16 protein-coding genes are annotated in these 23,784 nt (G+C 45.8%); 7 read left to right on the forward strand and 9 right to left on the reverse strand.

Annotation, left to right across the window (positions count from 1 at the left end):
* Nucleotides 1-131: 131 nt before the first annotated feature.
* A complete protein-coding gene (locus EXU57_RS04270) occupies nt 132-1,397 on the forward strand; it encodes a hypothetical protein (RefSeq protein WP_133266901.1) in 1,266 nt (421 codons plus the stop codon).
* Here EXU57_RS04270 and EXU57_RS04275 read toward each other — a convergent pair.
* Nucleotides 1,394-3,748, reverse strand: a complete 2,355-nt coding sequence (locus EXU57_RS04275; RefSeq protein ID WP_133266902.1) for a TonB-dependent receptor — start codon at nt 3,746-3,748, stop codon at nt 1,394-1,396. The genes EXU57_RS04270 and EXU57_RS04275 overlap by 4 nt on opposite strands.
* A gap of 272 nt (nt 3,749-4,020) precedes the next feature.
* Complete coding sequence (locus EXU57_RS04280; protein ID WP_133266903.1) at nt 4,021-4,593, reverse strand: DUF3347 domain-containing protein; 573 nt, start codon at nt 4,591-4,593, stop codon at nt 4,021-4,023.
* A gap of 320 nt (nt 4,594-4,913) precedes the next feature.
* Between EXU57_RS04280 and EXU57_RS04285 the strand changes: the two genes are divergently transcribed.
* Complete coding sequence (locus EXU57_RS04285) at nt 4,914-6,947, forward strand: ABC-F family ATP-binding cassette domain-containing protein (protein WP_133266904.1); 2,034 nt, start codon at nt 4,914-4,916, stop codon at nt 6,945-6,947.
* A gap of 28 nt (nt 6,948-6,975) precedes the next feature.
* On the opposite strand, the gene EXU57_RS04290 is transcribed toward EXU57_RS04285, so the two are convergent.
* Nucleotides 6,976-7,422 carry a GNAT family N-acetyltransferase gene (locus tag EXU57_RS04290; RefSeq protein WP_133266905.1) on the reverse strand — a complete coding sequence of 149 codons (447 nt, stop codon included), beginning with the start codon at nt 7,420-7,422 and terminating at the stop codon, nt 6,976-6,978.
* 357 nt (nt 7,423-7,779) lie between these two features.
* On the opposite strand from EXU57_RS04290, the gene EXU57_RS04295 reads away from it, so the two are divergent.
* From EXU57_RS04295 to EXU57_RS04305, 3 genes are all read left to right on the forward strand, one after another.
* Nucleotides 7,780-10,209: a sodium-translocating pyrophosphatase gene (locus EXU57_RS04295; RefSeq protein WP_133266906.1), complete on the forward strand. Its 2,430-nt coding sequence runs from the start codon at nt 7,780-7,782 to the stop codon at nt 10,207-10,209.
* Nucleotides 10,210-10,627: 418 nt separating this feature from the next.
* Nucleotides 10,628-11,011 carry a BlaI/MecI/CopY family transcriptional regulator gene (locus EXU57_RS04300; RefSeq protein ID WP_133266907.1) on the forward strand — a complete coding sequence of 128 codons (384 nt, stop codon included), beginning with the start codon at nt 10,628-10,630 and terminating at the stop codon, nt 11,009-11,011.
* Between the two features lie 2 nt (nt 11,012-11,013).
* A complete protein-coding gene (locus EXU57_RS04305; RefSeq protein ID WP_133266908.1) occupies nt 11,014-12,948 on the forward strand; it encodes a M56 family metallopeptidase in 1,935 nt (644 codons plus the stop codon).
* A 390-nt stretch (nt 12,949-13,338) separates the two neighbouring features.
* Here EXU57_RS04305 and EXU57_RS04310 read toward each other — a convergent pair whose 3' ends face one another.
* From EXU57_RS04310 to EXU57_RS04320, 3 genes are all read right to left on the reverse strand, one after another.
* Complete coding sequence (locus EXU57_RS04310; RefSeq protein ID WP_133266909.1) at nt 13,339-14,370, reverse strand: type IX secretion system membrane protein PorP/SprF; 1,032 nt, start codon at nt 14,368-14,370, stop codon at nt 13,339-13,341.
* 72 nt (nt 14,371-14,442) lie between these two features.
* Entirely contained in the window at nt 14,443-19,386 is a 4,944-nt protein-coding gene (locus tag EXU57_RS04315) for a PKD domain-containing protein (RefSeq protein WP_165958025.1), read from the reverse strand.
* Nucleotides 19,387-19,726: 340 nt separating this feature from the next.
* On the reverse strand, nt 19,727-20,344 hold the full coding sequence (locus tag EXU57_RS04320; protein WP_133266911.1) for a WbqC family protein: 618 nt from the start codon (nt 20,342-20,344) through the stop codon (nt 19,727-19,729).
* A gap of 299 nt (nt 20,345-20,643) precedes the next feature.
* On the opposite strand from EXU57_RS04320, the gene EXU57_RS04325 reads away from it, so the two are divergent.
* Entirely contained in the window at nt 20,644-21,090 is a 447-nt protein-coding gene (locus tag EXU57_RS04325) for a hypothetical protein (RefSeq protein ID WP_133266912.1), read from the forward strand.
* 58 nt (nt 21,091-21,148) lie between these two features.
* Here EXU57_RS04325 and EXU57_RS04330 read toward each other — a convergent pair whose 3' ends face one another.
* Nucleotides 21,149-21,553: a copper chaperone gene (locus EXU57_RS04330; RefSeq protein ID WP_133266913.1), complete on the reverse strand. Its 405-nt coding sequence runs from the start codon at nt 21,551-21,553 to the stop codon at nt 21,149-21,151.
* A gap of 31 nt (nt 21,554-21,584) precedes the next feature.
* Entirely contained in the window at nt 21,585-22,217 is a 633-nt protein-coding gene (gene pyrE / locus EXU57_RS04335; protein ID WP_133266914.1) for an orotate phosphoribosyltransferase, read from the reverse strand.
* Nucleotides 22,218-22,533: 316 nt separating this feature from the next.
* On the opposite strand from pyrE, the gene EXU57_RS04340 reads away from it, so the two are divergent.
* Entirely contained in the window at nt 22,534-22,956 is a 423-nt protein-coding gene (locus EXU57_RS04340; RefSeq protein WP_133266915.1) for an NUDIX hydrolase, read from the forward strand.
* A 258-nt stretch (nt 22,957-23,214) separates the two neighbouring features.
* Here the strand turns inward: EXU57_RS04340 and coaD are convergent, their stop codons facing one another.
* The gene (gene coaD / locus EXU57_RS04345) at nt 23,215-23,727 is read right to left on the reverse strand and encodes a pantetheine-phosphate adenylyltransferase (protein WP_165958027.1); all 513 of its coding nucleotides are present in this window, start codon (nt 23,725-23,727) and stop codon (nt 23,215-23,217) included.
* Between the last annotated feature and the right edge of the window lie 57 nt (nt 23,728-23,784).

The following is a 23,784-nucleotide window of genomic DNA, read 5'->3' on the forward strand; positions in this document are numbered from 1 at the left end:
TTAACCACTTAGCGGTTTATTTTTGTGACCTATTCTCCGATATTCTCACCAACCATTTCTGCCAATATCCGCCTGTAAACCTTAACGCTTCTTTGTGCACTTAATGCTAACCGCAACCATACATTTGTTACATGAGATTTAAGTTTACGCTGGTCAATTTTATTGTGTTTCTTGCCATCACCGCCAGCGGTCAAACGCTCACGGGAATTTGGCGTGGGCATTTTGCCCAGAGCAGCTTTGGTTTCTCAGACGAGCGATATAAGTTTGAGATCCAGATCGACCAGGCAGTTAACAACGCCCTTCGCGGCGTTACTTATTCTTATAAAACAACCGTTTTTTACGGCAAAGCGAACTTCCAGGGCATCTATACTCCAAAAACCAATAACGTTGTTTTAAATGAGCTTGCGCTGGTAGAACTAAAGATTGAAGGGCAAAGCTCCCCATGCCTGATGACCTGCTACCTGGAGTATGCAAAAATGGGTACACTTGAAACACTAACCGGAACATATACAAGTCGCCATGTAAATGGTAGAGGCGATTGCGGGGAAGGGCGGGTTTACCTTGAACGTAAAACGACCACCGATTTTGAAAAAGAAGATTTCCTGCTTAAAAAGGAAAACGACCTGCTTAAAAAACAACAGGACTTGGCGAGAAAAACCCCGCTAAAGAAACCTGTTCCACCTGCGAAACGTCCCTCTACAGCTACGGCCCGTGTACAGCCGCGTACCCCGGTAACAAAGCCGGGCGCTAAAGCTCCTGTTGCCTCAGCCAAACCACGTGTTGGCACCGCCAAACCCCCGGTTGCGTCGGCAAAACCTCGCACCTTACCTGGAAGGCCGCCTGTAACTTCCCCTAAACCACCTCTGGCTTCAGCTAAACCGAAGCTTAAGCCAGGTGCAGAAGATGCGGTCACCAGGAGTGAAACGAGACCATCTGGTACGCCACCAGTAATCATTTCGCCACCTTCGGTGAAAGAAGAGATTGCAAAGCCAAAGGATGAACCGGTTAAACCAAGATTAATTCCCAAGCCCGAGATCTTAAAGAAGCGTAGCAACGAACTGGTTAAAACAATTTACACTGCTGAGCGTGACCTGAAAATTGAGCTTTACGATAACGGTGATATCGACGGCGATACCATCAGTGTGTACTACAACAATCAATTAATTGTCTCCCGGAAGCGCCTGACCGACAAACCGATCAGCTTTAATATAAAGGCTAATGAAAATGAGCCCCTTCATGAATTTGTAATGGTCGCAGAAAACCTGGGCCAAATTCCTCCAAATACTGCATTAATGATTATTACCGCCGGCAACAAGCGATATGAACTTTTCATTACCTCTACAGAGCAGAAAAACGCTGTGGTAAATATTGAGTTTCGACCCTCACAGCAACCTTAAAATTGTACATTCCAGGTAACTGCGGGAATTATCGGGAACAATGAAACCTGCCGGGCCTCAATCTTTAGATCGCCGTTGAACGCACTTCCCTGCTGATCGAAATAAATGAAATAAGGATTAAGCCTGCTGTAGATGTTATAAATACTAAACACCCAATTGTCGGTGTATCTGCGCTTCTTTTTATGTTCCGGGGTAAGTGTAGCGGAGAAGTCCATGCGGTGATAGGGCTTTAACCGGTATGAATTTATCCGGCTGTTTTCCTGGGTAAGTATTCCATTAAAGAAGTAAAAGCGTTCAGGAACTGACACTGCGTTCCCGGTTCCATAAGTGAAAATCGACGACATTTTCCACCGCTTGTTGAATGTATAGGTGCCAACAACGCTTAAATCGTGACGGCGATCGAATTTGCTGGGGTACTTCTTATTATCATTTAGTTGTTCGAATCTTCTCCATGTCCAGCTTAACGTATATCCAACCCAGCCGGTTAGTTTTCCTTTTACCTTGTTGATGAACCATTCCGATCCATAACTCCAGCCTTTCCCAAACGTAAATTCTTCTTCAGGGTCTTTTAACGATGGAACATAGCCCTCTTTATATTCAATTTGGTTGAGCATACTCTTATAATAAAACTCAACCGATGTTTCGAACATGTTGTTATTGAAGTTCTTGAAAACTCCGGCTGCATATTGCCAGCTAATCTGGGGTTTAACCCGGAAGGTACTTGGCACCCAAAGGTCGGTAGGCAAAGTTGAACCGGCATTACTTACCAAATGGATGTACTGGAGGTTTCGGGTAACCGCAGCCTTAATTGAAGTAGACTCATCGAGCGCATAGCGAATGGTGGCACGCGGCTCCAGTCCACCATAGTTCTTTACGGTTTGTCCGCGTTTAAAGCTTACACTATCGAGCTTGTTGCTATTCTCGTCTGTTATATAGCTCGTGTAAGGACCAACCTGTTGAAAGTGGCTGTAACGAAGCCCATAGTTCAGCTTTAGCTTTTCGCTAAGGTCCCAGTCGTCCTGGAGGTAAACTCCATATTCATTGGCGTACTTCAGCTTTACATTATTTGGGGTGAAGCTCGTATTCCCCTGCTCAGCGGTTAATATGTTTGGAAAGAAGGTGTGGTAAGTGTATTGTCCGCCAAACTTGATTTTGTGGGCCGTCGAGGCGAAGAAGTCGAAATCGGCTTTTGCATTCAGGTCGCGGATACCTGAGGAGAGCTTGATGAGAAAATCGTTTTGTTTTGCGGAAAATGCAAAATTGTAGTCGTTGTATACTACTGTGGCATTGGCGAACAATTTACGGTTGAAAACATGGTTCCATCTTACGGTTGCGGTGGCATTGCCCCATGGAACATTGGTGTTGAATGATCGCTTTTGGTTATTGAAAGTGAACACATCTTTGCCCGCGTATGCGCTTATATAGATCCGGTCCCGGTCGGAAATGATGTAGTTCATCTTTGCATTCAGATCGTAGAAATAGTAACCTGAACCGTAAGCATTCGCCGTCTTTGCAACAAATGGTTTGATCAGCGCATCAATATAAGTACGCCTGGCTGACAGGATATAAGATGCCTTGTCTTTTTTTAATGGTCCCTGGATAGAGAATCTTGAAGCAATCAGACCGATCCCTGCATCTCCCTGGGTTTTGCGGAGGTTACCTTCTTTCATGCTTACATCAACTACCGACGACAGGCGTCCACCATATTGCGCAGGCATCCCACCTTTGATCAGAGAGACATTTTTAATAGCGTCTGAATTAAACACGGAGAAGAAGCCAAATAGGTGTCCGGTATTATAAACAACCGCATCATCAAGGATGATAAGGTTCTGATCCGGTCCTCCTCCCCGGACATAAAAACCCGCGTTTCCTTCACCGGCATTCCGTACACCGGGCATCAGCTGAAGGGTTTTCATGATGTCAACTTCACCAAGGAAAGCCGGCAGTGACTTGGCGGTCTCCATACTCAAATCGATTTTGCCCATTTGAGCCGTTTTCACGTTGTTGTCTCTTCTGCGCCCGGTAACAACTACCTCTTCATTGATGATAAAGTTTCGCGGAACAAGTAAAACGTCCAGCTGCTGACTGCTGTTTAGAGCGAGTGTTATGGTTTGGGTTTGATAGCCGATGAACGAACATACCAGTTCATAATTGCCTTTTGCAACAGTTAACGAAAAATATCCGTATTGATTGGAGGTAACACCTTTGCCTGCATTCCTGATGGATAAGTTTGCACCTATGAGCGTTTCACCCGTAAGCGAGTCTTTAATATACCCGTTCAAAGTGACTCTATCTTGTGCACGCAGGAAGAAGAACGAACACATTAAAGCAACAGTCAGCAATAATTTCATAAGGGGTCGGGGATTGAGCCATGCAAATTTACACCAGATGCGTACCTATTGTTCAATTTTGTCGAAATCGGCACTGGTGAACCGCAACTTCCGGAAGCAAAAAACCTCCAGGGACGCCGGAGGTTTTTCTTTAGCAATTATCTAGGTTATTTAAACCGCCTTGTTCAACTGATATACCCTATAATGCTATGCTGTAGAGCCCGCAACGATCGAAAATCCGGACACAGGCTGGGTCAGAAGAATAGCATTGATAAAGGACGTTGAGATTTTGATTATTGTACCCTGAAATCAAGCGAGTCTTTTACCTCACCGCATTCAAGCATCTTTTTACCAAAATAGGGGTTTTTGATGTCTGAAGTATTGCTTAGCCAATAAGCACCGGCATCACTAAATGCCATTGGACAATATTGGTGGTAAACCACCTCCTGGTCGTAACGTACGGTCCGTATGAGGTCATACATATTGTCGCTGATCATTTGAAAAGACTTTCTTTTTTCCTCAATCGTTTTCTCACCAACAAGTCCTTGTGCTTCGGCCACTATAGTTTCAACATAGGTCTTAGTCATTGCAACGATGCTGCTATCTGCTTTCAGGTCTTTAAGCTGTAAGCCGGTTGCAGCCTGTACTACCTGCTGTGCCGACGAGGTCGCCAGGCTGTCATTCGTTTGTACCAGGTGATCCTTCAATGCATAATAGCTCGTCAACAACGACTTGAATGACTCGCTAAATGCACTGGTATTCTTTGACTGCACCAAAGGAACATCTTTGTCAACTTCGGTCTTTTTATCTTCGCCGCCACATGCCGCCATAATAGAAACAAGTGAAAACAGCACGATTCGCTTCATATTTTTTGTTTTTGTAAAAGTAAATCAAATTGCTATCCAAAAGCATTAGTATAGTTTTGCAGGCGTATCCAATTACCGGGAAGCGGTAGTAGATTGGTTTAATTAACAATAACATAAGTGTATAAACCTGCCGGTTCAGTGCGATTTGGCGTGCGGGTTTCAAACCGGCGTTTTGATACACTAAGCAGGACACTAATTCATAAATAAAAGTTCGTAATACTTAAAAAGTAGTTCACCTGCTGGGATGGGCCATTAACAGGCGCCGGGGAAGCGAATAGCAAAACATCGACCCTTAAGGTTGATGTAAAAACAGACAGTATATGTTGATCGGATTACAAAATGTAACATTTGAATTTGGCGCCCGGGTTATCGTAAGTGAGGCAACCTGGCATATTCAGCCCGGTGACCGCATCGGGCTCATCGGCTATAACGGAACGGGCAAGTCGACCTTATTAAAGGTTTTGGTTGGCGAATACCAGCCTTCTGTGGGCACAGTTGAAAAGGGACGCGATACCACGATTGGATACCTGCACCAGGACCTGCTGAGTTTCGATACCAACGAAACCATAACCGAAGTAGCACTTGGAGCATTTGAGAAAGTGAGGCAACTCGAGAAAGATATTGAACTGTATGGCCAACAGTTGGAAAAAGATGCGGACAACGAAGAGTTGCTCATAAAATATACGGACGCACTGCATGAGATGGATGTGCTCGATGGTTACAATGTAAATTACAAAGCTGAAGAGGTTTTACATGGACTGGGCTTTAGCAACGACGACCTCAGCAGACCCTATAAAGAATTCAGCGGAGGATGGCGCATGCGGGTATTGCTTGCAAAAATGATCCTGCAGGCACCGGACGTTCTGTTGCTGGATGAACCGACGAACCACCTTGACCTTCCATCGATCGAGTGGCTCGAAAAGTACCTGATTAACTATAAAGGGAGTGTGGTAATCGTGAGCCACGATAAATACTTCCTGAACAAGATGGTTAACAAGATCGTTGAGTTATACCAGCGTCAGCTGCATATTTACACGGGTAACTACGACTTCTACGAAAAAGAAAAAGAGGTCAGGATTGAAATGCAGCAACGTGCTTTTGAAAACCAGCAAGACTACATCCGTCAGCAGGAACGCTTTATTGAACGTTTTAAGGCAAAGGCCAGTAAAGCAGCACAGGCACAAAGCGTACAGAAGCGCCTCGACCGGCTTGATGTAGTAGAAGATGTTCAATTGGAGCGTCCCGACCTTCGCATAAATTTTAGAATAGATAAGGTTCCCGGGAGGGTACTGGTGTCGCTGAAAGACGTCAGCAAAAATTTTGGCAAACTCCAGATTGTCGACCACGCCTCAGCTGAAATTGACCGGGGTGACAAGATTGCCCTGATCGGGGCAAATGGTAAAGGCAAATCGACCGTACTTCGAATGATTGCGGGTACGGAACCCTTTACCGGAGAGCGCGTATGGGGCCATAATGTAGATGATAGCTTTTATGCCCAGCACCAGTTGGAAGCATTAACGCTGACCAATACCGTACTTGATGAAATGAAAGATGCAGGCAGCCAGAAAACAGAAGTAGAGCTGCGTGCGCTCTTAGGTGCTTTCCTTTTCAGTGGTGATGATGTAGAGAAAAAAATACGTGTATTGAGCGGGGGCGAAAAGGCAAGGGTCGCGCTTGCAAAAACCATTGTAAGTAAAGCCAACTTTCTTATACTGGATGAGCCGACGAACCACCTCGATATGCATACGGTTGAGTTGCTTGCAGAAGCACTCAATAAATATGAAGGCAGCTATATACTGGTAAGCCACGACCGTTATTTCATTTCAAAAACGGCCAATAAGATCTGGGAAATCGTAGACCACGAAATCAAGGAATTCAAAGGAAGTTATGATGAATGGGTTGCCTGGAATGAACGTATGGAAAAGCAGGCTAACTCAAGGCAAGACAATCAGCCAAAGCCTGTAAAACCTGCAAAAACCGAAATATCGGCGATGGAAAAGGATCAAAAGAAACCCCTGCCGGATTCTAATGGCCAACCACATACAAACGGGGCTGCTGTAAGTACCCCTAAGCAGCCGGTGGCTCCTGCCATCCCAAACCAACCGATCAACAAAGAGCTTCAGAAAGAATTGCAGAAGCAGCAAAAACGCCTCGCTACGCTTGAGGAAGACATCAACAAAGCTGAACAAGAGAAAAAACGAATCGAAGCCGACCTTGCGCAACCCGAAAACTTTTCAGACCGCCAGAAGTTTGTTGCCCTGGAGAATGCTTACAAGCAGGTGCAGCAATCACTCGGGATGTTGAATAAAATGTACGAGGAACTTTTTGAAAAAGTCCTGCAACTCGAAGGCTAAATCAAATCACTTAATTTCAACAACCGGCCTACTTCGCCGGTTGTTGTTGTTTATAACGATTAGGGAAATGCAGTCGCATAAACCGATCGTCGATAGCTGTAAATCCAAACTTCTGGTACAACGAATGGGCATCTTTTGTACCTAACATGATCCCCCGCACATCCTGCACATCAGGATGACCAAGGATTACTTCCATAAGCCACTTACCCAGACCCTGCCCACGATGGCTAGCATCAATAAATACATCCGCCAGGTATGCAAAAGTTGCTGCGTCGCTAATCAACCGCGCAAAACCAACTTGTTTTTCATTGCGGTATACCCCAAAGCAACGGGAGCCTTCCACTGATCGCCTCACGATGTCGAAGGGTATTTGTTCTGCCCAATAGGATTGCGTGCTTAAAAACTCGTGTATATAATTAAGATCAAGTTGGTCTTTGTTAGTATCAATGGTAAAGCCATTACGTTGCCAGGTCATAAACGGGTTTAATTAGTGATGAAGCCGATCGCTGAAGATAAAACCAAGGTCTTGTTTAAACCAGTGGTTTATCACGAAGCCGCGTTGTGATCCACCGCTGGCGATTACAAGCGATAAATGGCTACATCAGGGTCCTGATACCAGCGCTATTGGGAACGGACAACCATGCCATTGTAAACAGTTTTTAATCAGACAAGCGTATATACACCCAAGGCGAAAGCAGGTGATTTCTTAAATTTTTGCCACAAAGAACTTAAATACACTACTTTAACGTGTTATTTCATTAAAATACCATGTATTCCTGTTTTACTGCATTTTACCCTATTTTTGCCCACCAAAAAAAAGAAACGATCGCTTATGGATAATCTGATTTACGCAGTACCCGTGATGGGTGTTATTGGACTTTTGTACACGCTTATCAAGTTTAGGTGGGTGTCGTCGCAGGATGCGGGGACTGACCGAATGAAGGAGATCAGCCGTTATATAGCCGAGGGCGCAATGGCGTTTCTGCGGGCCGAATATAAAATCCTTACTTATTTCGTGATCATTGCCGGTGTATTACTGGCGATAATGGGCTATAGCAATGCAAACAGCCATTGGAGCATTGCCCTGGCTTTTGTTCTTGGTGCATTTTTTAGTGCCCTTGCTGGCTACATTGGAATGCAGATTGCAACCCGCGCCAACGTGCGTACCGCGCAGGCAGCACGAACCAGCCTTAAAAAAGCACTTTCCGTTTCATTCACCGGTGGTTCCGTAATGGGCCTTGGTGTTGCCGGTCTTGCGGTGCTTGGTTTGGGCGGCTTGTTTATTATTCTTAAAGCTTTATTTGCCCCCGGCGCAGCTGTCGACAGCCTGGAAATGGAGCGTACCATTGAAGTGCTTACTGGTTTCTCCCTTGGTGCTGAAAGTATCGCGCTATTCGCCCGTGTAGGTGGCGGTATTTATACCAAGGCGGCCGACGTAGGTGCCGACCTGGTAGGTAAAGTAGAAGCCGGCATTCCTGAAGATGATCCAAGAAACCCGGCCACCATTGCTGATAACGTTGGCGATAACGTGGGTGATGTTGCGGGCATGGGTGCCGACCTTTTCGGTTCATATGTCGCCACTGTTTTGGCTACTATGGTTCTCGGCCGCGAAACCACTATCCCCGCTGAAGCGCTAAACCAGTTTGGCGATATGGCGCCTATCCTGCTGCCAATGATGATTGCAGGCGTAGGTATTCTCTTCTCAATCGTAGGAACCCTCTTTGTAAAAATATCCGACAATGCCGGTCTTAGTACTGATGCCGTTCAGCGTGCGCTGAACATGGGCAACTGGGGTTCAATCGTTTTAACCGCTATCGCTTCTTACTTCCTGGTAATCTGGATATTACCCGAAACCATGAACCTCCGCGATTTTGCCTTTACACCAATGCGGGTGTTTGGCGCCATTGCCGTTGGTCTTGCGGTAGGTACCCTTATGAGTATGATCACCGAATATTACACCGCTATGGGTAAGCGCCCGGTTATGAGCATTATCCGCCAGTCGGGTACGGGCCATGCAACAAATGTAATTGGTGGTTTGGCCGTAGGTATGGAAAGTACTTTTCTTCCCATCCTCGTTTTAGCTGCAGGTATATGGGGTAGCTACCAGTTTGCCGGTTTATATGGTGTGGCTATCGCTGCCGCCGGTATGATGGCAACAACAGCCATGCAACTTGCTATTGATGCATTCGGACCGATTGCCGATAACGCTGGTGGTATTGCGGAGATGAGTGAACTGCCCAAAGAGGTTCGTGAAAAAACCGACATTCTCGACGCGGTCGGCAACACTACAGCTGCCACAGGTAAAGGCTTTGCTATTGCTTCTGCCGCACTCACGGCGCTGGCATTGTTCGCCGCATACGTTGGCGTGGTCAAACAAAATGGTTACGACCTCCAGGATGCCATCAACATTTATAAAGCAGACGTATTAGCCTGCCTGTTTGTTGGTGCGATGATCCCTTTTATATTTTCCTCACTTGCAATTCGCGCAGTCGGTGAAGCCGCAATGGCAATGGTGGAAGAGGTGCGTCGACAGTTCAGAACAATTTCCGGTATTATGGAAGGCACGGGCAAGCCGGAATACGATAAATGTGTGGCTATTTCAACAGAGGCATCAATCAAAAAAATGATGTTACCCGGTGCCATCGCAATTATTTCTCCGCTGATTATTGGTTTCCTCCTGGGGCCCGAAGCGCTCGGTGGATTCCTGGCCGGTGCTACCGTCAGTGGTGTATTGATGGGAATGTTCCAGAATAATGCTGGCGGTGCATGGGACAATGCAAAAAAGTCGTTTGAAAAAGGTGTCGACATCAACGGGCAAACATTCAAAAAAGGCAGTGATCCGCATAAGGCTGCTGTAACCGGCGATACGGTAGGTGATCCATTTAAAGATACTTCCGGCCCTTCAATGAACATCCTCATCAAGCTTATGTCGATTGTTTCGCTTGTAATTGCACCTACACTCGCCCATGTACATAGCAACGAATCCTCTGCAAATGTTCACAGGCTACAGCCAACAACGGCGCTTACCCAACCGGCAGCAAGCCGGAGTGTGACCCCTGCAGACGACAACTCGCCTACTGATGAACTCGTAAGAGAACTTAAAAGAGACGGACTTGTATCGGGCAGTAAAACCGAAGTAAAATATAAAGACGGGATTATGGTTGTAGACGGAAAAGAACAGCCTGCACGTATTACCAAAAAATACCGCAAGTATTTTGGCAGCCAGGATGCTGATTTTGTGCTTCGGATTAAAGAAGATTAGTACGCCTCAGCTAATTGCTGTTAAGACGATCATATCAAAAAAGAACAAAGCCTGGCATTTCTGCCGGGCTTTTTTATGCATGCGCGCTCTTTTACGCTCCGGCTCGAATACAAGGTAATTTTTTTGGGGACCGGCAGAAGACCTTTACTTTGGCTCCGGTTGTGTCACTCCCTTGTACCGCATAGCTTTATTGAGCAAAGCAGGTTTTATAAATTGGAAAACGCATCTTCTTCCTCCCCCGCTTCGTCTCATTTACCATAGTATCAATGCGAGAATTGGTTCTAAGAGCCAATGAGATAGGATGCTTGCACCTTTTATCCTTCATCACCCAATCTTCGTCAAACAAAATTAAAAAAGATGTACGAAGATTTTTTCATTACGGGCGAAAACTGTAATATTGGTACGAAAACAATCGTAAATGACAGATATAAAGCATTTCAAACCAACAGAAGGAGAACTGGAGATCCTGCAAGTGCTCTGGGATAAGGGAAAAGCCACCGTTCGTGAAGTACATGAAACGATCTTGCAATCTAAAGAGGCAGGTTATACCACCACTCTAAAACTCATGCAGATCATGTTTGAGAAAGGCCTCGTAAAAAGAGATGACTCCGCTAAAACCCATGTATACCAGGCCATTGTTACCCGCGAAAAAACGCAAACCCAATTTGTTGGCAAAATGATCAGCAGCCTTTTTGGTGGATCATCCACACAGCTGGTAATGCAGGCACTTGGTAATCACGTGCCGAACAAAGAAGAGTTGGACGAAATTCAACAACTACTCGACAACCTCAAAAAACAATAGGTATGTTCCAGGTGACCCAATCTCCGTTCCTGCAGGCTTTGGGGTACGCAATCATTAACAGCTTATGGCAATATGCATTGCTCTGGTTGTTGTATTATTTCGTTTCATCCGTAACCAGGCTTTCAGCACACAGGCTTTATCAGGTTGCATTACTCTCTCACCTAACAGGGTTCGTCTGGTTTTCGGGCACCCTCTGTTACTATTACAACTTTTTCGTACAAACAAACGGCCTTCCGTTTTTTGCCAACATCGACTCCGGCTTTCCAGGTTATTCTGTAAGCGAGAAAATTTACCTGCTGATGGTCCGGGCGGAGGTATTCCTGCCTTACCTCTCGCTGGCGTATATGGTATTGCTTACTTTTATGTCGGTGAAAACCATTCGTTGTTACCGGAAAACACATATTCTTCGAACAAGAGAAATCGAAAAGGCACATATCGATTGGCGGCTCTTTACCAGCAGGCTCGCCGCGCAGTTTGGGATCAAAAGAAAGGTTAGCCTTTTCCTGTCAGGTCTGGTAGAAAGCCCTGTTACCGTTGGCTTCCTTAAACCAATGATCTTACTGCCCATCAGTGTGGTGAACAACCTCAGCACCGAACAGGTTGAAGCCATCCTCCTACACGAGCTTGCACACATTAAAAGGCACGACTATCTCATTAATCTCCTGCTGTCCATCATTGAAATTACCCTGTTCTTCAACCCATTTATGCAGTTGCTCAGCAAGAGTATTCGTCGCGAACGCGAAAATTGCTGCGACGACTGGGTGTTGCAGTACCAATATAGCGCTGCCTCTTACGCGCGCGCATTACTAAAAATTGCAGTTAACAAAGTTGCCTCAAACGGTTCACTTGCAATGGCGGCAGTTGACAACAACAGGGCTTTGCTGACACGGGTTAAAAGAATGATTGAGAGAAATGAAAAACAAGTGAACTACCGCCGCCAGGTGTTGGCCCTGCTTTGCATTACGCTCATATTCGGAATGGTCGCCGGCTTTACACCACAAAAACGCAGCACGACTAAGCCTGGAAATATTTCTAAAACAACCCTGGTGAGCCAGGCGGTTAACCAACAAGTGGATGTGGTAAAAACCGACAACATTCTTTTCAACCCGGTTTATTTCCTATCCGAACCCATCAAAGCCAAAATTGGCCTGGCGCCGCTAAAATCTAACCGGGTTAGCAAGAATTTAGAAGTAAACGATTTGGGCACCCTGGTAGCTGAAGTGGTTGATCCTGCTGTTGATCATGCCCAGGAATTTATTGCTTCAAATGTTCACTTCGAATTGGAAAAGCACCTGAAAGACTTTAAACTTGACTCTGCCCGGCTCAACAAAGAATTGCAACTACTTGCTAAAGAAAAACTGTCGAACATAAAGTGGCAGGAGCTATCGGCTGAAGTGGACTTGTACAGGGAAGGTCTTCACATTAAAAACAATCAGTCCTGGAACACACTCGTTAATTCAGCTAAAATCGAAAAACAGGTTGAAAGTGCTTTGTCGCAGCTTAAAAACCTCCAATTTAAACTTGATACCAAAGGAACCAGGGTCCAGGTAATCACCCGTCAGAAAACCAGGGAGAGTGCTAAGGCGCAATCAACTAAAGATAGAGAAGCCATCAAAAAGGAAGCCCTCTACTATGCTGAGCTTGCACAGGCTCATGCTGAAGAAGCAAAGGCACTACAACTCAGGTTTTCAAATTTGGTACTACCGCCTTCACCAATTATAATATCACCAGCAGTTGCAAACTGTCCTCCTGCGCCGGTACGCAATGCGTCAAGAACTTACTCTTATGAATACAAGGAAGTTCCGAAAGTGCAGGTTTTACCGCACTCGACTTGCGACGAGCATGTAACAGAAGAGATTATTGAAGAAGTCGAGTTAACAGCTCCGCCTTCTACCCGCCAAAAGGTTGTGAAACGCCTGCGTATTGTTCGCATTTAGTAACTAAGATTTTAAATGGTGTAAGCTTAACATTCCTGGTGATAAGCTTACACCATTTTTTATTTCGCAAGAGTACCCCAATATAAAGGCATCTCCACGCTTAAAATTATCCACGTGCTAACTTGATTCAATTGATCACTTGGGTATGCAGCCAACTGACGATCAATAAGTTGGTTTAGTGATACGCCGTCAGGCTTATCAGTGTGAAGCTTTTTGATATACCGGGATCGCTGATCTTCAAGCACGCGACCTGGTATTATTTGATATGAGGATCGAACAGCTCAAAAATAATTAGCCAGCCCGTAAAAGGGGAAAGTAAACGCATGTCGCAACAATGCCCGACGAAAGAAGGGGGATGTTAATGAGAATAAAACCAGATAAGATGGAAGATTAGAAAGTATTCCGCGGGCACCAATCACCATACCTGTTGCCCAATAAGAAACCGATCAAGATCTCGTGGGTTCCCTGGCTTACCGTATTGAGGCGGGTAGTCGTATAATCGTAGGAATAACCGATGTTAAAAGTACTGTTCACATTTAGTCCCAGCATCGCAGCATAACCATATTTAAAACGGTAGCTCCCCCCTACCCACAACAAATCCCGGTACTGAAACTTCGCATTCAGGTCAAACCCAACAGGTATAGGATTAACATATCTTATTAAGGTTGAAGGCATAAAACTTACGTCTTCGCTCAGGAACAACCTAACCCCTGCAGTCAAAAACATATGCGGTATAAGCTTTCCGCCCGCCAGCCTTACGGTATCTTCTGAAAACTTAAGCTTTGACGGAATGATTTGCTGTGCAGAAAGACCAACAAAATATTGCGGCGAGTAAAGGTAAAGTCCTGCGCTAACATCCGGACTTAACCTGTTCAGGTAACCACTTCCTGCAACCGAAGGATCCACCGGGAAAGCAGGTCCGAAATCGAGCTTGCTGGTATTGAGTGTTATGCTCTGAACCCCAGCTGAAATGCCGGCAGCAAGACTTGTTTGTGGTGATATGCCGGTATGGTAAGCAAACATGGCTGAGGCGCCAAACCGGTTGAGCGGACCTGTACGATCATTAAGCATGGTAAAACCTATCCCCTGGTGCGGCTCGGCAGCCGTATACTCCTGCACAAAAGAGCGCCCTCGGGGATTCTCGCCGGAAGCGGCAAAGCCTGTTGCAGTTTCCCGGGGATAATCTGTTTTCCGAAGTGGAGCATGAATTGTCGCGTAGGTAGTGACCGGCGCATCCTGCAAACCCACCCATTGATGACGGTGGCTGATCTTGACATCCGTATAGTTTTCTATACCAGCAACGGCCGGATTGATGATATAGTTATTCAGGATGTACTGGGTATAGTGTGGCCGCTGCTGCGCAAAACCTTTTCCTGTGCACAAGAACAACACCACAACAAGGCTTCCGATAAATGATTTCATATTCTAAAAATAGTTAAATAGGCGCTAATTACTTACCCGCTCAGCCAAATTGTGCAAAGTGAAAACGGGCAATTACCTTAGAATGGTAACCGAACCGGTGAATGGTGGTTTGCCATTTTTCGGGTTGATAATGTAATAATAAGTCCCCACAGGAAGTTGCTGGTTGTTTACCGTGCCATCCCAGGGTCGGGTATAGCCTGTTGTATGGTAAACCAACTGCCCGTGCCGGTTAAACACATCTACCGTTGCGGAAGGATATGTTTCCAGGTGCTGGATCACCCAGGTATCATTTATTCCGTCGCGGTTGGGGGAAAACGCATTTGGTATTTTTGGACCGGATTGCACGATTATCCGAGCCTCATCACTTGCACTACATCCTCCACGTGACGTTGCCGTTATCCTATACGTTGCATCAGCGAGCGGGGTTACCGTTGGCCGACGCAGTGTATCATTGTTAAGAGAAGTTGATGGTGTCCATTTAAAAGACAAACCTGATCCCGTGATCTCAGGATCCAATGTTACTGAACCACCTTCCAAAACCACGATGTCCGGTCCTGCGTTTACAGTTGGTATAGCATAGACAATTACAGGACGAATGGTCGTATCCGAACTACATCCATCCGTATTTGTAACTACCAGGCTTACATTATAATTGCCGGCTGTTGTATAAGTTCGACTGGTATTCTGCATTTGCGCCGTAGTGCCGTCGCCGAAATTCCAGTACCAGGTAGCCAGGTTGCTGGTGTTGCCACTACTTTGATCGGCAAATACGAAGTTTGCACCAATGCATGCCTCCGCCGGCGCTATCGAAAAGTTCGCCCTGGGCTGCGGAAGAACTTTGGTAAGCGATTTAGTTGTGCTCGAAGTACACCCTTCTCCTGAAGTAACGGAGAGCGTTACGTTGAATGGACCTGGTGTAGAATACCTGTGCACAGGCGACTTGCCTGACCCGGTCGCTGAATTTGCCGGATCCCCGAAATTCCACCGGAACGTAAATGCGCTTTCACTGCTATCGGCTATTGTGGAGTTATCTGTAAAGCGGGCCTGTCCATTTGGAAGACATACTACTCCGGGTAAAGTAAAATCAACAACGGGAAGAGGATTCACTTTCAATGTTCTGGCAGACACCTGGCTTTGGCATCCGCTATCCGTGAATACCTGAAGACTTGCCGTGTAGGTGCCGGTAGAAGCAAAGTTTCTCGTAAAAGGATTGCCGTTGGAAAACGTTTCGGTTGTGCCATCGCCAAAATCCCACTTCCATTGAACGATTTTTCCAAAGCCGGCCACAGACGAATCCCGGAAAGATACCGGGCTTCCTACGCAAGTGGGTAGCGTAGTTGTCCACCGCGCCGAAGGCTGATCATATACGGTAATGGTTTGGCTTGCTGAGTCGGTACAACCCGCGTTTGACGTAAACCTGTATTTCAAAGTAAAGGTTCCAACCCCTGATATTGCCGGGTTAAAAAGACCTGATGGTGTAACACCGGGCCCGCTGAATACACCAGTGCCGGCAACATTTGCCGATGCCTGGGTAAGTTGTTGTGGTGACGCATTGATGCATATACCGGGAACCTGCGAGAACCTGACAATAGGATTGGCATTGATCGTTATGGTTGAGATTTTTTCCCCTACGCATGCCGCTCCCGAAAATGCACGGAGCTTCACCTGGTAGGTGATGTTTGTTGCTGCCGGTGGGTATTGGTGCGAATAGCGCTTGTTTAAGGTCGGGTTCGTGTCGATGATCACCACACCTGGTGCCCCTGTAAAATCCCAGGTGATTTCCAGACGAGTGATTTCCCCGGGTGCTACCGTTGACAGGTTTTCAATTTGTACAACCTGGTTACTGCATTGACTTGCGCCGTTGAGTATAGAAAAGTCCGCAATAGGGTTCGCACCACTTACAACAAGGGGTTTAGACACTGTAGCCTCGCAACCTGTAGGAGATGTAACCGTTAAAGACACATTATAGGTTCCTGCTGATGAATAATTGTGCGTGGGGTTTTTCAAGCTGGAAGTATTCAGGTTACCCGGGCCGGCATTTGCATCCCCAAAGTTCCAGGCATAAGTAAGGCCCAACTGGCTGCCCCCGGGCAGAAAACTACTGTCGGTAAACGCGGCTACTGCATCTGTGGCACAGAGACGTGGCACCCTGAAATTCGGAATTGCAGCGGTACCTACCACCAGTGTTTTGGCAAGGGCTATGCTGCGGCAGCCTTTGTCGGAAACAACGATAAGCGATACGACATAACTGCCGGCGGTATTATATATTTTGGTAAAAGCGGTTCCATTAAGGTTGTTTGCCGTTGTGCCATCGCCGAAATTCCATATCCACTGTACAATGGAACCCGAATTGGCGGCGGATTGATCGGTAATGGTGATAGGTTGCCCCACGCAAGAGGCGGCAGATGTGAGAAAAGCTGGTGTAGGTAAAGGATTTACCACCACGGACTTGGTGACCGTATCACTTGAACAGCCGGCGGGCGATATTGATGATAGCCTGACCGTGTAAGTACCGGGGTTGGTGTACCTGTGTACCGGGTTCCTGGTGGTATCGGTTGATCCATCCCCAAAATCCCAACGCCATCGTACAACGTTGCCACCGCTTAAAGTGCTCTTGTCGGTGAAAGCCACGCTGTCGTTGAGGCAAGTTTCACTATTTACACTGAAATCCGCCACAGGTTGGGGCTGAATGGTATTGAAAAGCCGGGTTGTATCATCTGTACACCCATTCTGAGCTGTAACGGTAAGCTTAACGGGAAATGGACCAGCTGATGAATACAGATGAGTTGGGGTTGCTGCTGAGGAAATTGCCCCATCTCCAAACTCCCATGAATAAGCAAGGGTTTGTTGAGAGCCGTCGCCAATGGAACTCTGATTAGTGAATGTTGTGTTTGCAAGGGGAAGGCAAACTGACGCAGGAAAGCTAAATGCAGCTATGGGTGTTGCTCCAATAACAACCGTTTTCTTTGCAGTATCACTTCTGCAGCCTGAACTAGACTCTACCACTAAAGCAGCGGTAAATTGACCGGCTGTGCTATAGGTATGCACAACGGGTGCTCCGTTTGTAGCTGACACTACCCGGCCGTCCCCAAAGATCCAGGTCCATTTGCTAATCGTTCCAGCGCTTGTTGTAGAACTATCCGTAAAGGTTGTAACCTGGCCAAGGCAGGCAGGCGAAACGACCCCAAAGTTTGCGAGGGGCGGATTTAATCTGGTAATTGGCTTAGTAATATCGCTGAAGCAACCTACGTCGTTAACTGAACCATACCGTACATTATAGGTGCCGGCGCTTCTATATAGCTTACGGGGATTTTTTACCGTATCCGTTGTAGCGTCACCAAAGTCCCACATCCATTTGATGGTTTGCCGGGCGCCGGGCAGGGTCGTTTCCGAAAATAAGACAGTGTCGCTGACACAACCGTTGTGGGCAAACGAAAAGTCCACAACAGGCTTTTCAAATACTTCAACGTCGTAGCTAAGCTCCTGCTCTCCCGGGCAACCATCGGAGCTGGGGTTACTTACAAAAACTTTCACCGGGTAAGTGCCTGCAGCTGCAAAGCTGTAGGAACCTGGCAAGGTATACCGCCTTAAGGTTTTTCCATCACGTTGGTATACGCTATCCGCCCCCGGAGCATTGTCTTTCACCGGCACATTTGGTGAAAGATTCGGATTATTAGCGAAGTCCCAGGTTATTGAGTTGGGTTCGTATGGAAGTGTAATGGAAAAATTAAACGGGGTTATTTTGCAGGTAGCAGCGAAGTTAACGGTGGCATATTCGTTTTTGATGGAGACGAATTGGTTAAGGTCACGAATATTTGTACCTGCGTTGTATCCGTACGATTCAGCACTTCCATACCCATATGCAATGGCGTTAAATCCAGAATCAGATCGCAGGTTATGCGCACCTGCTGCAACAGAAAACCTTGCGTAAGAATAGCTGTTATCCACCGGGTGCGGTAGAAAACTGGTTGGACGGGCAACGTTATCCAGCCTGAAGCTGCTCACACCGGAAGTTCTGATCACGACATTAATATAATGTTCGGAGATATTGAATCGCCCTGTTGAGTTGAGGGTGATATTCCCTATGGTTTGTTCTACCGGGCTCAGGTAGATCATTTCCGGGTCACCTACATCTGTAATGTTGTTGCAACCTGTAGTGCCTGAACTCGTAATGTATTGGGCAACCAGGACCGGTTGGTCTGATGCAATTACTTTAGGGGTGGTACTCTGGAATTCGTAGTAAAAGTTAGAGACAAGGTTGGTAAGCCTGACACCGTCCACCGTTACAATGGTTGATGGGTCGCCGACCGCTATCCTATAAAAGTTATTGGTAAGGGTTGCTGTTGGTACCGTAAGGAATCTTCTACCCCATGCGTTTTTTGGAAAAACCTGTTGAAACAGGTTATCGGATGATGCTGATGGAGAATTGTTGCAACTAATAGAAAGGCGGCCACTTCCTGAAAATACAGCTATCCGCTTACATGAGGTTGTTCCGGTGCTGACAGATCTTATCCTCGTTCCGGTAAGGTCTACCCCTGTATTGGCCGTTGTCTGGCCCAGGAGGTTGTAAATCTGACCCTTGTTAAGGTTTACCGTAAAAGGAACGTTGGCAACATGGGTTTTTGTTTGAGCGCTTGGTGTTATTTCAACGGTTGTGTTATCTTCTGTGGCGATCACGAAAGCATAAGAGCTGGCATTGATCGTATTTGAAGATTGCCTGAAATTTAGGGAATAGTAGTCCTGTCCCAACGTGTTTGTTGGAAACAAAAGGGTTGCTCCCGACACGTTTGCATCATAGATGTGGGCATACGCCACAATCGGGTTATCGCTGGTGATGTGAATACCTGTTGAATAAACACCTTCGGCAACCAGCCGGGCATCCTGCGTGGCAATTTTTGGCATGAGGGCACTCTCTACCACTCCGTTTGCCGGCACAGTGTATGTCCTGGTCCAATTGAGTGCGGGAATTTCAACAGTAACGTTAGCTGCCAGATCGGACGTAAAATATAGTATCATTTGCTGGCTATTAGAGGTAACCATCTGCGCATGATAACCATAACCAACCCAAAAGTCCTTTCCCTTATTAGATAGATCCTGAGCAAACCCAGTAAGGAAAAAACAAAACATTAAAACCAGGAGTGAGCCATTTTTCATGAAGGTGGGAAAGGATGATTACGCAGAGCAAATTACGATAATGCACCTAAAAAAGCGCAGTCACTAAGGGAATACTGCATGCAAGCCTATGTATCGGGTTTAGGCCCAGGTATATCCCCTCATAAACTACTCAATACAATTCCGCATCACTCACCATACGGCATTAGTAATCAGTCTTTCAGTCAAAACGTTAACCACACTTTTAATCTCTCAGCATCGCAGCAGCGTTAGGACCCTCGCAGAAAAGCAGGTCTATGATACTTAGATTTTTCCTGAACCCATGTTTGTTTGAGAAAACCTGGGTGTACCGAGGGAGCTCACTATCAGGCACTAACCGGTAGTTGTTTGGGCGCCACCTGTTCCGGTTATCAATAACGGATGTGCCATTGTATGATGGCTTATAGCTGCTCGTAAGGAGGATCTCGCAATCATGTTTAAGCGCGCCAAAAACCCAGTTGAGGGCAACCAGGTTGAAGTCAAACAGCAGTGCCACCTCTGAATGGAGCAGCGCCTTAAGCTGCGGACCATAGTAATCGAAATAGGGCGAACGGGCATATGCGGATTGAATGGACTTCCAATGCTGCTTGTTCCAGCCGCCTGAGTAATCCATCTCGACTTGTCGGATCGGGGTATGTTGCTCCCGTCCCATGCGAAGGGGAATACTTAATTCAATCTCATTATTACTGCCGGCAATACAACAACGATTGCGAAAACTCATCTTTTGAAAGTTTTCGCAGTACTCTAAAACAAAATATGACTCATTAATTAAAGTCTTGATCAAATAAATGCACGGCAAGTATTGGTTGTCAATTAATTGCATAAGCTTTTTAATGAATAAAGGTCATTTGTTAACAATGTTGGAATCTTAATGAAAAAAAAAGTGGTGAAGTGCAAATTAACTTTTAAAATAAAACTACAAACAAGACTCTTAAGGTGCTGAAGACTAATACACTATAAAATACAACAGTACTAAAGATATTAACTGCAATGCATTTTCAAAACTGCAAGCAAAAGTTGAAATTATGCCAAATTCTTTAGTATACGAAAAAGCTGTTAAACTCACAGGATTTCTCAGCGAAGTCTGGTAATGTTGTTATTTTGCAGCAAAACACATTCTTAATGTACAAGCTCGTTTTGCTGTTGGTGACAGTCGGTTTAATCTCTTCCTGCAAGAAACCTGTCTCCTTTGAGTACCGGGACATGAAGAACTTCAAAGTTTCAAATTGGGGTTTTGACCGTTCAACAGTTTCACTGGACCTCGTCTACTTCAATCCGAACAATTTTGAGATCGATCTTAAAAACGTGAATTGCGACGTTTACCTGGAGAATAATTTTGTAGGAAAGTTTACCCTTGATACCCTGATGCATATTCAGAAGCATTCCGAATTCAGCCTCCCGGCAAGTATGGAAGTAGATATGAAAAACGTTTTCAAAAACACCTTGAATGTGCTTTTTAATAAAGAAGTTCTGGTGGGTGCAAAAGGCAGTACCCGGGTGGGCAAAAGCGGGCTGTTTATCAATATGCCATTCAACTATGAAGGCAAACATAAGGTTGACCTTTTCTAAACTTTTGGGCATAAAAAAGCCGTAGCGTGCGCTACGGCTTTTTTTGTTTTGGGAATATTTAGTTTACCGGTTGCATATGGCAAGGTTTGCCCTTTTGAGGTCCCCCGCCATCTTCAGCCCTCTTGCATGATGGTGGCAATTTTTTATAGCTATCTTCTTCTGCGGTAATTTCATCGGCATCAAAACCTGCATTTGCAAACGCGGTTTTGATATAATTAGTATTTACCCGGTCGGGCCAGAACTGCACCTTGGTCGTTCCACTCAGGAGGTTTATTTGCATTTTCATGATCCCTCCTTCGGTTTGTGAAAGCTCTCTCTTCATATAGCTCTCCAACCTGACCTTACACTCCCAACAGCGTACGTTCGGCGTTTTAATGGTTACCCATTCAGGTTTACGGCTTTGCCCGATAGAAGCAGCCGCAAAACAAATTACAGCAACAGCAATCATCAATGATCTTTTCATATTTTCTGAGGTATTTAGGTGAAACCTATTTTCAAATTCCCTGCCACTCTGCGGGATTTACTCGCCATTCGTTTAATAACTCCTGGCTTCCAGGTTCTACTATCCCCTTTTCTATGGCAAGGCTAATCAAGGTCGGGTAGTTTGTTAAGGAACTGTATTCGAGTGTTGCTGCCGCAATGGCCGATGCTGCGTGTTCAAAACCGTAGTCGAAAATAGCAACCATACCTTCTACCTGTAGCCCCGAAGATCTTAGCACATCAACCACCTGCAAACTACTTTTGGCAGTGGAGATCAGGTCCTCGATAACGACTACTTTTTGTCCTTTCTCGTAAAACCCCTCGATTTGATTTCCGAGGCCATGTTCTTTTGGCTTTGGCCTTACATAGATGTACGGCAACTTCAACTGATCGGCTACCATAGCTCCCCAGGCAATGCCTGCAGTAGCCACCCCTGCAAGAATATCGGCATCAGGAAATTTTTGGAACACCACGTTACAAAGCTCGCTTTTAACGAAATCGCGAACGAAAGGAAAGGACAATACTTTTCGGTTATCACAATAGATCGGGCTCTTCCAGCCACTGGCCCAGGTAAATGGTTTCTCAGGACTTAGTTTTACTGCTCCCACCTGGAGCAGCTTTTCGGCTACAGCTTTTTCATTTGTCATGTTTGCGAAGATAATGGAGGTTGCATTAAAACTGCCGCACGTTAATTACAGCGATTTCATGGAGTATGATTTTATGGTTGATGATGGGAAAACTATGGAATATGGATGAACAGGTTGATTAGATCTTAATGGATTCTTTTGGGATCAGGAAGGATATTGTAAAATAACCCTTGCTCTTTGCTTCAGCAGTATATCATCTCACTGGATGTGAGCACTCCTTTCACCCACCATATGTCCGTTAAAGATTCCCCTGTTTTGCTTTGTGGTAATTACTCCAGATTATTGTTCCTTTGCCGTCTACTAAAAAAGTGTAAGCATGGCAGAAAGGATTGTTGCAGCAGGTGGTATTGTAAGAAATGAAGACAAGGCTATTTTGCTGATGTTAAGGCGCGGTAAATGGGATCTTCCAAAAGGAAAGCTGGATGATGGCGAGTCGATAGAAGAATGTGCGGTAAGAGAGGTTGAAGAAGAAACAGGTTTGCAATTAGTTGTACTTGGTGAGTTAGTTGGGATTACCCACCATTTGTACGAAGAAAAAGGCAAACAGATTGAGAAGGAAACCTATTGGTATGCAATGGAGGTTACCGGCAATCAGCAACTCGTGCCCCAGGAAGAAGAGGACATTCTGGAATTACGGTGGGTACGCGAGGAGGAACTAAGTGAATACCTCTCGAACACTTATGACAACATTATTGAAATAGTAGAGCGATACTACGATAATAAGAACCAGATTAATTAGGACTTCAATAGATAGCTCCCCAACAACCAAGATGCTGCGGGCGTGTCGTTTAATAACCTCGGTTTTTGCGTTTACTCGCTTCGGTTGGTTGAGTAACGAGCTGGTAGTAAAAGTGAGTGACACAACGATGTTGCCCAGAGGCCGAATGCTCACGTCAAAAAAAAGAAAACTCGTAAAGCAGCAGGAGTGTGAAGCTTTGCAAATTGAACATAGTTTGCAGCTGAAAGGATTGAGCAGTCCTGGTTAGTTGAATGGTACTTAGTGCAAAGCCTTAGCAGGGTTAGCCTGTTTAGACCGGCCGCTATTTCGCTGGAGGGACTTGTTGACCGCATCGGGCAAAAACTGGCTAACATCGCCGCCATTGCGCAGAACGTCGCGTACAAGGGTTGAAGCCACGGAGGTGTACTGTGGCAGGCAGGTAAGAAAAATGGTTTCAATCGAAGGGTCCAGGCTCCGGTTCATATCCGCAATTGCCTTTTCGTACTCAAAATCACTTACGTAACGAATACCGCGAAGGATAAAGTTTGCACCAATGGTTTTACAGCAGTCGGCAGTAAGCCCCTCGTAGACCAGTGCATCCACCCTTGGCTCGTGCTGGTAAATCTCCCTGACCCAGTCAAGGCGCTGTTCATCAGAAAACATGGGTGCCTTATTTGCATTTTTGCCGATCCCGATAACCAGCTTGTCAAACAAACTCAGCGATCTGTCGATGATGTCGGTATGACCAAGGGTAACGGGATCGAAAGTGCCGGGAAATAAACAGATGCGCATGATGGGAGTTGCTGATGAATAATAAAGTTAGCTGTAATGGTGAAAACCGGCAAAGAA

The organism is Segetibacter sp. 3557_3, assembly GCF_004354985.1.
In the GTDB taxonomy this organism is placed as follows: Bacteria; Bacteroidota; Bacteroidia; order Chitinophagales; family Chitinophagaceae; genus Segetibacter.